This is a genomic window from Parahaliea mediterranea (genome assembly GCF_017255185.1).
Classification (GTDB): domain Bacteria; phylum Pseudomonadota; class Gammaproteobacteria; order Pseudomonadales; family Halieaceae; genus JAFKCZ01.
Map to the genome: position 1 here is coordinate 57,452 of NZ_JAFKCZ010000021.1, position 12,383 is coordinate 69,834.

Here is a 12,383-nt window from a genome sequence, read left to right on the forward strand (position 1 = left end):
CCACTTGCCCGTGCCGGCCGTGTCTGCTACGTTCAGCAACATACTCAAAGTTCTAATCATAAAAATAGGAGTATGTGCCATGACCCGACGTTCAGTCGTCACCCCCTGCGCCTGCGCCCTGTTGCTCGGCCCCAGCCTGGCACTCGCCCAGTCGGGCATGCTCGAGGAGATCATCGTCACCGCCGAAAAGCGGGCCACCACCGTCCAGGACACCCCCATCGCCGTCACCGCCTTCAGCGGCACCGAGCTGGACCGCGCGCTGATCAGCAAATCCCTGGACATGCAGTTCAGCGTGCCCAACATGCTGATGAGCAAGGACAACTTCACCACCGCGGCGATCTCCATCCGCGGCATCGGCAACCAGGCGGTGGGCGCCGCCGCGGACAGCGGCACCGGCACCCATTTCAACGGGGTGTACCTGAACAACGGCCGCATCTTCGAGACCGAGTTCTTCGACGCCGAGCGGGTGGAGGTGCTGCGCGGCCCCCAGGGAACGCTCTACGGCCGCAACACCACCGCCGGGGTGGTCAACCTGATCACCCGCAAACCGGAGGAGGACTGGGGCGGCAACATCAACCTGGAGCTGGGTAACTACGACCACGTCAAACTCAAGGGCGCCCTGAACATCCCCCTCACCGACGACCTCGCCCAGCGCTTCGCGCTGTTTTCCCTGAACCGGGACGGTTTCGTCGACAACGAATACACCGGCGACTCCGTCGACGGCCGCGATATGTATGCCCTGCGCTCCTCCACCCGCTGGCGGGGCGAGCGCAGCGATGTGAACCTGTCGGTCAACTACCTGCGCGAGGACTCCGACCGCATGCGCGGCAGCAACCAGCGCTGCCTGCGGGACCCGCAGGGCATTATCGGCTGCCTGCCCACCGGGCTGGCCAACCAGCGCACCAACAGCGCGGCCACGGTCACCGGCTTCCTGGTCAACAACCTGGTCGCCGGACGGCTGGAAACGGACTTCCCCGACGACGACTTTCTCAACTCGCCGGTCAGCAGCGACCCGCGCAAGCAGTACCTGGACTTCGCACCCCGCTACGAGGTGGAGGACTGGATGGCTTCCTTCGAGGTCGAGCACGCCTTCGACGCCATGACCCTCACCTGGCTCACCGGCTACCACCGCTCCAAGCTCCACGCCCGCAACGACTACGATTTCACGGTGGCCTCCGAACCCTGGCCGGTGGCAGTGACCGTGGACCGCGGCCCCGACGGCCCGATCACGGTCGACCGCGCCTACGCCAGCGACCGCTCCACCACCACCCCGGAGCAGTGGAGCCAGGAAATCCGCCTGGCCTCGGATTTCGACGGCGACTGGAATTTCATGCTGGGGGGCTTCTGGCTGCAGTACGAGAGCGAGGTGCACTACTACGTGTACTCCGCGGCCCTGACCCTGTACGGCGAGACCTTCGGCATTCCCGCCGAACAGCGGCTGTTCGACAACGCCACCCGCAGCTACCAACTCGACACCTGGGCCACTTTCGGCGAACTGTACTGGCAGGCCACCGACGCGCTGCGCCTGACCCTGGGCCTGCGCTACACCGAGGAGGAAAAACGGTCGCTGCAGCGCACCATCTACCTGGGCTTCCTGGACGACCCCAACGGCCCCAACGGCGGCTACAAGGCCTTCGAGGGCAGCTGGGAGGAACCCACCGGCAAATTCAACGTCACCTGGGACATCGACACCGACCTGATGGCCTACCTGACCCTGTCGCGCAGCTACAAGAGCGGCGGCTTCAACCCGATTTCCGACGATTCGGTCCTGCTGCGGGACGACCCCGGCCTGGCCGAATTCGACCCGGAGTACATCAACGCCTTCGAGGTGGGCCTGAAATCGCGCCTGCTGGACAACACCCTGCAGGCCAACCTGACCTATTTCTACTACGACTACGACGGCCTGCAGATTTCCAAGATCACCCAGCAGACCAGTCTCAACGAGAACTTCGACGCCGCGATCCAGGGCTTCGAGGGGGAGTTCGCCTGGCTGCCCACCGACCGCTGGCGCGTCACCGCCAACCTGGCCTGGCTGGACACCGCCATGGACGGCGGCAGCAGTCTCGACCCGGCGGACATCAACCAGATGGGCACCACCGAGTTCGTGGTCAACGCAGTGAACTCCAACCTCTACGTAGGGCCCGGCTGCCCGGGCGGCGTGCCGCCCTGCGCGGGCCTCGAGGCGGACCTGGACGGCAACGCCCTGCCCAACGCGCCCGAGTTCTCGGTCAATCTCGGCCTCAGCTACAACTGGCCGCTGGACAACGGCATGGAACTGACCGCCGCCGCCAACTACTACTGGCAGGACGAGTTCTACACCCGGGTGTTCAACACCGTGAACGACACCGTGGACGCCTGGGACGTGTGGAACGCCACCCTCACCCTGTACAGCACCGACCGCAGCTGGTTCGCCGAGGCCTGGGGGCGCAACCTCAATGACGAGGACCATGTCACCGGGCAGTATCTGGGGGACCAGAACGTGGGCCTGGCGACCAATCAGTTCCTGCTGGAGCCCCGGACCTTCGGTGTCACGCTCGGCTACACCTTCTGAGTAGAGGTTGCGGCTTGCCGGGAGACGCCCCACTACAGCGCGCCGCCCCTCCCTCGCCGCACTCGGTTCGCCGAAAGCCGCGGCATGCGCTACTTTTACCCTTGGCGGTCGCCCGGTTGGGCGCCGCTGAAAAGCCAACCGCTGTCGCAGCACGAGGAAGGTCACCATGTCCCTGAAAGGCACCCAGACCGAGCAAAACCTGAAAGACGCGTTCGCCGGGGAATCCCAGGCCAACCGCCGCTACCTCTATTTCGCCGCCAAGGCCGACGTCGAGGGCTACAACGACGTGGCCGCGGTATTCCGCTCCACCGCCGAGGGCGAAACCGGGCACGCCCACGGTCACCTCGAATACCTGGAGGAGTCCGGCGATCCCGCCACCGGCCTGCCCATTGGCGGCACCCCGGACAATCTCAGGGCCGCGATTGCCGGCGAGACCCACGAGTACACCGACATGTACCCCGGCATGGCCAAGACCGCCCGGGACGAGGGTTTCGACGAGATCGCCGACTGGATGGAAACCCTGGCCAAGGCCGAGCGCAGTCACGCCAACCGCTTCCAGAAAGCACTGGACGAACTGGACGCCTGAACCCGGCGACGCGGCCCCGGGGCGGCCCCGCCATCCCGGCGGCTGCCCGTAGCCGCAGGTTCATGCCGAGGAGCTACCCGTGAAGGAAGGCAGCCTGGAGGCGCCCACCCGGCATCCCGTCGCCTGGCGGTCCGAGGAGTTCTGGGACCCCCAGGTACTGGATACGGAGCTGGAGCGCGTATTCGATATCTGCCACGGCTGCCGCCGCTGCGTCAGCCTGTGCGATGCCTTTCCCACCCTGTTCGACCTGGTCGACGAATCCGCGACCCTGGAAGTGGACGGGGTGGACCGGGCGGACTACCCCAGGGTCGCAGAGCAGTGCTACCTCTGCGACCTCTGCTTTATGACCAAGTGCCCCTATGTGCCACCCCACGAGTGGGCGGTGGATTTTCCGCACCTGATGCTGCGCGCCAAGGCGGTGCGATTCCGGCGCGAGGGCGCGCGGGCCCGCGACCGGCTGCTGACCAGTACCGACCGGGTGTTCTCCCTGGCCTCCATCCCCCTGGTCGACATCACCGTGAACGCCACCAACCGCAATGCCACCGCGCGCCGCGGACTGGAATCCGCCCTGGGCATTCACCGGGAAGCGCCCCTGCCGGCCTTCCACCGCAGGACCCTGCGCAAGCGCGCCGGGAACGCGGCGGACATCGCGCCGCATCCGGTGGGGGAAACCACGGGCAAACTGGCCCTGTACGCCACCTGTTACGGCAACTACAACAGCCCCGACATCGGCGAGGATTTCCTCGCGGTATTCCGCCATAACGGCGTGGCCATTGAACTGGTGCCGAGGGAGCGCTGCTGCGGCATGCCCAAGCTCGAACTCGGCGACCTGGACAGTGTGGACCGGTTAAAGCGGGCCAATATCCCGGTGCTGGCGGAACTGGTGGACCGCGGCTACGACCTCACCGCCCCCATCCCCTCCTGCGTACTGATGTACAAGCAGGAATTACCGCTGATGTACCCCGACGACGAGGCCGTCAGGAAAGTCCAGGCGGCTTTCTACGACCCCTTCGAGTACCTGTGGCTGCGCCACAAGGGCGGCGCGATGAACACAGAGTTTACCACCGCGCTGGGCAGCGTGGCCTACCAGGCCGCCTGCCACCAGCGGGTGCAGAACATCGGCCCGCGCACCCGGGACGTGCTGGGCCTGGTACCCGGCACCGAGGTGACGGTACAGGAGCGCTGTTCCGGCCACGACGGCACCTACGCCGTGAAACGGGAAACCCGGGATAAATCGGTGAAAATCGCCCGCCCGGTGGTGCGCAAGGTAGACCAGCAGGCGCCGGATCACTTCGCCAGCGACTGCCCGATGGCCGCCACCCACATCGCCCACCTGGCGCAATCGGTGGACCGCGGCGAACACCCCATGACCCTGCTGCGCATGGCCTACGGGCTGCCGCCGGCGGGCGAATGACGGGAGAGAGTGATGGATGAATTGTCACGCGCCGACCTCTGGTCGCTGGAGGAGTACGCCGAGGCACGACCCGCCTTTCGCCAGCGAGTGATGGCGCACAAAAAGCACCGCCAGCTCGCACTGGGGGCACACGCGCGCCTGCTGTTCGAGGACGCCCTGACCATCAAGTACCAGGTACAGGAGATGCTGCGCATCGAAAAGATCTTCGAGGCGCGGGGAATCCACGAGGAACTGGCGGCCTACAATCCGCTGATTCCCGACGGCGGCAACTGGAAGGCGACGTTCATGATCGAGTACAGCGACCCGGCGGAGCGCGCCGCGCGCCTGCGCGAGCTGGTGGGCATCGAGCAAAGCGTGTGGCTGCAGGTGGCGGGTTGCGAGCGCATACATCCCATCGCCAACGAGGACCTGGAGCGCTCCAGCGCGGATAAAACCGCCTCGGTGCACTTCCTGCGCTTTGAGCTCGACCCCGATTCGCTGGCGGCGGCGCGCGCCGGCGCCGGTCTGCGCGCGGGCATCGACCACCACGCCTACACTGTCGAGGCCCTTGCGGTAGCAGAGCCCGTGCGCGCCTCGCTACAGGCAGACCTGGCCTAGCAAGCCCCTACCCGGAGCCCTCCGCCGCCTGTCGGGCGCGGGTATGGCGCGTGGGCGTCGCGCCGACCGGATCTTCCGGCCAGGGGTGCTTGGGGTAGCGTCCACGCATTTCCTTGCGCACCTCCGGATAGCCGTTGCGCCAGAAACTGGCCAGGTCTTGGGTGACCTGCAGCGGGCGGCCGGCGGGCGACAGCAAGTGAATACTCAGCGCCAGGCCGCCGTCGCAGACACGCGGGCCGTCCTCGCAACCGAACATTTCCTGCAGCTTGACCGCCAGCACCGGCGGCGACACGGTGTAGTCGACACTCACATTGGACCCGGAAGGCACGGCGATGCGCTCGGGCGCCTGGCGTTCGAGCTCCAGCGGCAAGGGCCAGGGCAGCAGCGCCTGCAGCGCGGCGCGCAAGTCCAGGCGGGCGAAATCCTGCAGGCGCTCCACCCCGTCGAGCCAGGGCAGCAGCCAGTCCCGCAGGGAGCCGAGCAGGCCCTCGTCGGACAGATCCGGCCAGGGGTTGCCATTGCCACGCTCCGCGGCCTGTTGGTGCAACAGGTTTACCCGGGCCCGCCACTGGCGCAGGGCGTTGTTCCAGGGCAGGATGTCCAGGCCGCGCTGGCGCACCACGCCCAGCAGTGCGTCGGCCCGCGCCGCGGCCGGCACCTCGGCGAGGGCTTCGCTGCCGACCACGATCCGGCCCACGCAGCGGCGTCGCTCGGCGACAAAGCGCTCTTTCACGTCGTCCCACACCACCTTGTCCTCGGTGCGCACCAGCGACAGCAGCGCGCTGTCGAAATAGACCTCCGACAGCGGCACCGCGCTATAGATGCGGTCTTCTGTCTCTCCCCGACGCCCCCCCACCTCGGCGGTGGCCAGCCAGGGTTCGCCGCACAGCTCGTCGTCGCCGGGCAGGCGCGCGCTGCGGCCGTTGGCGAGCAGGTAGGCGCTCCTGTCGGCCCCGGGACGCAGCCGTGCGAGCCGGTCGGGGTAGGCCGCGGCCAGGAGCACTCCGGTCACGTCCCGCGCGGCCACCTGCAGGGCGAAGTCACGGGGTTGATGGACGCCGGTGGACACCCGGGCGTAGCGCCGGGCCTGCTCCCAGGTACGGCGAAACCAGCCCCGGTACTCCGGCGGACAGCGCGCCTCCCCCAACAGCACGGCGAGCGTGCGATTGAGGTCGGCCCCGCCGTCCTGCAACGGATTGCGCTCCGACAGCACCGCGGCGATCAGGCAGGCGGTCTCGCCGGCGTGGATATCGCAGCCCAGCAACAGCATGTGCGCCAGGCGCGGGTGTAGCGGCATCTGCGCCAGGCGCACGCCGTGTGGCGTCAATTGCCACTGCCCCGGCGCCGGACTGAGCACCGCGTCGCAGGCCGCCAGTATCCCCAGGGCCTGCTGGTAGGGTCCCGCCGGCGGCGTGTCCAGCCAGCGCAGTTCCGCCGGGTCGCGCACGCCCCAGGCCAGCAGCTGCAGGGCCAGCGGCGCCAGGTCGGCGTGCAGGATCTCCGGGCTGGTGTGCGCCACCAGTTGCCGGTGCTGCTCCTCGCTCCACAAGCGGTAGCAGGCGCCGGGGGCCAGGCGCCCCGCCCTGCCCGCGCGCTGGGCCGCCGAGGCGCGGGAGATGCGCCGGGTATTGAGGCGGGTGACGCCGGTGGCGGCGTCGAACTGCGCCTCCCGCGCCAGCCCGCTGTCCACCACGATATGAATGCCTTCGATGGTAAGGCTGGTCTCGGCGATATTGGTGGCCAGCACCACCTTGCGCTGCCCCGGCGGGGCCGGCGCAATGGCGAGCTGCTGGCGCTTCAACGACAGACCGCCGTAGAGCGCGCAGACCTGGACCGGCTCCGGCGACTCCCCCAGCGCCCGGGTTAATTCCCGCGCGGCGCGGTTGATCTCGGCCTGGCCCGGCAGGAACACCAGCACACTGCCCTCGCGCTCGCGCAATGCCCGCAGCACGGCGTCGACCACGCGCGGCACGATGGGATCGCGCAATTGATAGGGCGCGCCATAGACAATGTCCACCGGGTACTGCCGGCCGCGCGAGGTGATCACCGGCGCATCGTCCAGCAGGGCCGCCACGGCCTCCCCGTCCAGGGTGGCGGACATCGCCAACAGCTTCAGCGGCGCGCCCTCGCGGAACAGTTCCCGCGCCTGCAGGGCCAGCGCCAGCCCCAGGTCGGAATCCAGGCTGCGTTCGTGGAACTCGTCGAAGATAACCAGCCCCACCCCCGCCAGCTCCGGGTCCCGCTGCAGGCGGCGGGCGAGGATACCCTCGGTGATCACCTCCACCCGGGTGGATTCACCGACGCAGGTGTCGAGGCGAATGCGGTAGCCGACGGTGTCGCCCACCGATTCGCCGAGCATGTCGGCCATGCGCAGGGCGGCGTTGCGCGCGGCCATGCGCCGGGGCTCGACCATCAGCACCACCTGCCCCGCCAGCCAGGCCTCGTCCAGCAGGGCCAGGGGGACGGCGGTGGTCTTGCCGGCGCCGGGCGGCGCCTGCAGCACGGCCTCGTGGCGCGCCGACAGGGCCTCGCGCAGTTCCGGCAGTACGGCGTGGATGGGAAGCTGGGCGGAGGCGTCGTTTGGCATCGCGACATGTTAACGGAGCGCGGGACTTCCGCCAACGCCGGCGCCGCCAATGCCCGCTTTGGAAGCGCCCCTGCACCTTTGTAGTGCGCGCCTCCGGCGGACTTCGATCGCGGACAGTGAATAATTCACAGGCGCCGGCGCCGTCACAGCGCTGTCACGGGCAATCTCTAGCATCCTGTCCCTCTGGCAAGTTTTTTGCTGTATCCCTGTTGTCGCGCCCGTGGCGGTGCGTGGAAAGCGCAGTCGCGCGGGAGCCAATATGGCCTTCACGGAGTTTGACGCCCACCTGGGCAGCATTGAACAAGCACCCGGCAACCGTCCCGGCGTTGCGTTCTTCGATCTCGACGGCACCCTCATCGCCGGCTACTCGATCATCGCCCTGGCCTGGGAGACCGCCCGCCACGGCGCCGGCAGGGGCGAGCTGCGCCAGTCCCTGAAAGTCATGCGGGATCTGCTGCGCCAGCGCGCCCGTGGCTCCGGCACCAACTACCATCGCCTGGTGCGGCGGGTCACCCGCAGCCTGGCGGGCATTAGCGAGCAGTCCCTGGCCGAACTGGGCGAGCGCGCCTACCACAACACCCTGGCGCGCAGCCTGTACCGGGAGGCCATCGCCCTGGTCGAGGCCCACCGCGCCGCCGGCCACCACCTGGTGATCGTCAGTGCGGCCAGCCAGTACCAGATCGAGCCGATCGCCCGGGTTCTCGGTATCGAGGACATCTGCTGCACCCGCCTGGAGGTCGTCGATGGCACGTTCACCGGCAAGGTCATTACCCCCATGTGCTACGGCGAGGGCAAGTCACTGGCGGCGCGACGCATTGCCCGGCGGCACAAGGTAGCGCTCGACGACTGCTGGTTTTACACCGACTCCAGCGCCGACCTGCCGCTGCTGAAAGAAGTCGGCCACCCGGTAACGGTGAACCCCTCCGATCGCCTCGCCGCGCTGGCCCGCTCGCACCAGTGGCCACAGCTGGATTTCGCCTCCCGCGGCAAGCCCAGCCTGGAGTCCCTGCTGCGCACCCTGCTGACCGTGGAAGCGGTGGCCGCCACCACGGTTGCCGGCGCCCTCGGCCGACGCCTGGGACTCAAGCCCTTTACCAACGTCAATCGCATGACCCAGCTGTTGGGCGACGTGGGCAGCGGCTTCGCCGGGCTCGATTTCGAGGTGGAGGGCATGGATCACCTGAACAACTCACGTCCCGCCATCTTTACCTTCAATCACCAGAGCCTGCTGGACTCCCTGGTACTGGCGCACCTGCTGCGCCGCGACGTGGTGCCGCTGGTCAAGCGGGAAATGGCCGGCAACCCGCTGGTGGGCCCCCTGCTGCGCCAGGCGGGAACCATCTTTGTCGACCGCGAGGACAAGGACCAGGCCCGGGTTCTGCAAAGCGCGCTGGAGGTACTTCAGGGCGGGCGCTCCCTGCTCATCGCGCCCGAGGGTACCCGCAGCACCCTGGGCAACATCCAGCCCTTCAAGGCCGGCGCCTTCTTCCTGGCCAAGAAGGCCAAGGTGCCGGTGGTGCCCATCGTGCTGCACAACGTCAAGGACGCCCTGCCCAAGGGGGGCTACCTGATCCGGCCGGCCACGATCCGCATCACGGTCCTGCCGCCGGTGCACCCCCGGGACATGGGCAGTGTTCGGCAGACCTGCCACGCCATCGAGAGCCAGTACTGCGAACTGCTGGGCCGCTCGCCGGTAGCTTCCCTGCCCTTTCGCGCGGCGAGTTGAACCCCAGACCAACCCCGGGATGCTAAGCTATAGTAAAGGTTAAGCTACGCATTCCGGGAGTACTGCCTACATGTCCTTGCTTGGCGCTGGTCTGTTGATTTTTATCGCGGTCCACCTGGTACCGGCGCTGAGCCCCGGCACCAGGCATTCGTTGGTCGCCCGCCTGGGAACGGCGGGCTACCGCGGCCTGTTCTCGCTCGCGGTACTCGCCGGAGTGGCGCTGATTGTCGTCGGTTGGCGCGGCACGCAGCCGGCCTACCTGTTCAATCCGCCAGCGGCATACCGGCCACTCGGCCTGGCACTGGTCGCCGTGGCTTTTGTTCTGTTCGTGGCCGCCAATCGCGCATCCGTGATCCGGCGCTGGGTGCGCCACCCCCAGCTTACCGGCGCCGCGCTGTGGGCACTGGCCCACCTGCTGTTCAACGGCGACAGCCGTTCCATGCTGTTGTTCTCCAGCCTGGGGATCTGGGCCCTGGTGGAAATCATCGCGCTCAACCACCGCGACGCCCCGCCGGCACCCACCGACGCCCCCGGGGTGATGACCGAGCTGGCGACGCTGGCCATCGCCGCGCTGGTATTCGCGGCGGTGGCCTGGCTCCACCCCTACTTTACCGGGATGGCTGTGTGGTAACCCCGCGACGGCCTACTGCTGAGGCCTGATCAGGTACTTCTCGCCGGTGGCCTGGCGGCTGTAGGTTTTCAAGGCATCCAGGTCGAGGGCGCCGGCGAGGCTCACCTCGCGGGTATAGTGGCTGGCGAAGGTGGTGTGAATGTCACGCGCCACGCGGGCCTGCATCTCCCGTACCTTGTCCATGCCCACCCGCTGCAGGAAGATCGGCAGCAGCCAGCCGCCCAGGCCCCAGGCGAAGCCGAAATTGCGGTGCAGCACGGTGGGCGAGGTGTCCAGCATGCCGTAGTTGTAGACCTGCTTGTAGGTATCCGAGCCGTAGCGGTTGTACTCGGTCATCTTGCGCGCCGCGGCCGCTTCCATGCAAGCGAGAATCCGCGAGGCCATATCGCCGCCGCCAATGGCGTCGAAAGCCAGGGTCGCGCCGGTCTCGGCGATGGCCTCAGTCAGTTGCGCCGGGAAGTCCTCGGCGGAGGAGTCGACCACGTATTTGGCGCCCTGCTCGCGCAACAGCTCCGCCTGGGCGGGCCGGCGCACCACATTCACCAGGGGGATGCCATCCTGCAGGCACAGGCGGTTGAGCATCTGCCCCAGATTCGACGCCGCCGCGGTGTGCACGATGGCCGTGTGCCCCTCCAGGCGCATGGTCTCGGTCATGCCCAGCGCGGTCATCGGGTTGACGAAACAGGAAGCCCCCTGCGCCGCGGTGGTCCCCGGCTCAAGCGGCAGGCATTGCAGGGCCTTGACACAGCGGTAGTGACCGTAGGTTTCGCCCCCGAACAAGCCCACGGTGCGCCCCATCAGCGCCTGGGCGGCCTCCGAGCTACCCGCCGCCACCACCTCGCCGGCGCCCTCGTTGCCCACCGGCAGCGACTGCCCCAAGCGCCCCTGCAGCATCCGCATCGCCCCGGGGGGAATTGGCGCGTTAATCACCGGCCGCTCCGCGGTACCGGACTGGGTGGCCTGCGCCAGGTCGGCGAAGGCGGTCAGCAACGCCAGGTCCGAGGGATTGATGGGGGCGGCGTCAATACGGACCAGGACCTCGTCGGGGCCCGGCTCCGGGACCTCGAACTCCTGCAGTGACAGTTCCAGCGTACCCTGCTCGCTGACCAGCGAGCGCATTTGCAGTGCGGTGGCCATGGTGTGTACTCCTTAGTGCCTTGTCTCGATTCGGACAGATACTATAGCGGATGGGTGGAATTAGTGGGGCACGATCAAAATTGGAATCCATTTCCGCCTGGCTAATAGCACCGGTTTTACTTGAGCTAGATCCTAATATAAGGCCTGAGTCCAAGCTCCAGATTATGGTCGAGATCTCCAAGATTGGCAGGGCTGATTTAGAGGCTACTTACACTTGCTTCTCTCGGCAAATATAGTAGGTCCAACTGGAATTCACAAGCTCTGCAGCTGTGCCATCCTCGCCATCAGTAAATGTGAAGGATTCGGCGCCAGGCTCTCCTAATATTCGAAGATTAACGACCTGAGTTCTCGCGGCGACCAAAACACTTTTTGTTCTCCGAAAGTCTAATGCGCCCCCACTTTACATCGACGCTACATTTGTGACTAACATAGTTGCAAATATCATTACAGATATCGTGATTTGGAGGTAGAGGTAATTCCTAGCCTTCTTCAATAATTGCTTTAATCCCTGATCTTGGCAGTTATTCACTTCAGGCCCCGAAAACAATAAAGACATGAATGTAAAATCCGAATACAACGCAAACAGAGAACTGTATTTTCGGCCGAATACAGTCAAATTTCTCTCGCTGGAATAGGCCACAATTTTTTTCAAGACTCGAATGTATCGCAAAAGTATTGCTGACAACCATACAACAAATACTACAAATAGAATGCCATTCATCAATTAAAAATCCCCATTTACTATGTCGTCTGCACTATTTGAATAGCCACTGAAGTAAAACAGGGTCAGGCCTTACATTTGACACACAGTAAAACAGGGTCAGACCTTACATTTGACACACGCAAGACAAGTTCAGGCCTTGTATTTGACAGGTTATATTCGCTTTTTTGCTTCAAATGATTTCACCGCCCGACTGACAGTGGCGTAGCTCACGCCAAATGCTTCACCTACCTGTGCCAGGGTATAGTGCCCGCTGCGATAGGCCATCGCCATTGCGGCGTTCCGCTCTGGATACTTTTCCGCAAAATAATTCAATGGCTTCGGCGAGCCCAGTTTCTGGGGCCTGGGAATATCCCTTAGGGATTGATCGGGATCGAGTTTGCACTGCATATCTTCCACGAACTTATCCGAACCCAGGTAAATCTGGTTCTTC

General features: G+C 65.8%; 9 protein-coding genes. 6 read left to right on the forward strand and 3 right to left on the reverse strand.

What is annotated here, in order from left to right:
• Positions 1 to 79: 79 nt before the first annotated feature.
• The 4 genes from JYP50_RS20550 (at position 80) to JYP50_RS20565 (ending at position 5,148) form a co-directional block, all read left to right on the forward strand.
• Positions 80 to 2,551 carry a TonB-dependent receptor gene (locus tag JYP50_RS20550; protein WP_206562440.1) on the forward strand — a complete coding sequence of 824 codons (2,472 nt, stop codon included), beginning with the start codon at positions 80 to 82 and terminating at the stop codon, positions 2,549 to 2,551.
• A 166-nt stretch (positions 2,552 to 2,717) separates the two neighbouring features.
• The gene (locus JYP50_RS20555; RefSeq protein WP_206562441.1) at positions 2,718 to 3,137 is read left to right on the forward strand and encodes a rubrerythrin family protein; all 420 of its coding nucleotides are present in this window, start codon (positions 2,718 to 2,720) and stop codon (positions 3,135 to 3,137) included.
• A 79-nt stretch (positions 3,138 to 3,216) separates the two neighbouring features.
• Entirely contained in the window at positions 3,217 to 4,551 is a 1,335-nt protein-coding gene (locus JYP50_RS20560; protein WP_206562442.1) for a heterodisulfide reductase-related iron-sulfur binding cluster, read from the forward strand.
• Between the two features lie 12 nt (positions 4,552 to 4,563).
• A complete protein-coding gene (locus JYP50_RS20565; RefSeq protein WP_206562443.1) occupies positions 4,564 to 5,148 on the forward strand; it encodes a DUF3501 family protein in 585 nt (194 codons plus the stop codon).
• Between the two features lie 7 nt (positions 5,149 to 5,155).
• Here the strand turns inward: JYP50_RS20565 and hrpB are convergent, their stop codons facing one another.
• On the reverse strand, positions 5,156 to 7,735 hold the full coding sequence (hrpB, locus tag JYP50_RS20570) for an ATP-dependent helicase HrpB (protein WP_206562444.1): 2,580 nt from the start codon (positions 7,733 to 7,735) through the stop codon (positions 5,156 to 5,158).
• Positions 7,736 to 7,994: 259 nt separating this feature from the next.
• On the opposite strand from hrpB, the gene JYP50_RS20575 reads away from it, so the two are divergent.
• Positions 7,995 to 9,461, forward strand: a complete 1,467-nt coding sequence (locus JYP50_RS20575; RefSeq protein ID WP_206562445.1) for an HAD-IB family hydrolase — start codon at positions 7,995 to 7,997, stop codon at positions 9,459 to 9,461.
• Between the two features lie 70 nt (positions 9,462 to 9,531).
• A complete protein-coding gene (locus JYP50_RS20580; RefSeq protein ID WP_206562446.1) occupies positions 9,532 to 10,092 on the forward strand; it encodes an NnrU family protein in 561 nt (186 codons plus the stop codon).
• Between the two features lie 12 nt (positions 10,093 to 10,104).
• Here the strand turns inward: JYP50_RS20580 and JYP50_RS20585 are convergent, their stop codons facing one another.
• Together JYP50_RS20585 and JYP50_RS20590 are read right to left on the reverse strand one after the other, a co-directional pair.
• Positions 10,105 to 11,229: a zinc-binding dehydrogenase gene (locus tag JYP50_RS20585; RefSeq protein ID WP_206562447.1), complete on the reverse strand. Its 1,125-nt coding sequence runs from the start codon at positions 11,227 to 11,229 to the stop codon at positions 10,105 to 10,107.
• Positions 11,230 to 12,103: 874 nt separating this feature from the next.
• Positions 12,104 to 12,383: hypothetical protein (locus JYP50_RS20590; protein ID WP_206562448.1), on the reverse strand; the 280-nt coding region annotated here is incomplete at its 5' end.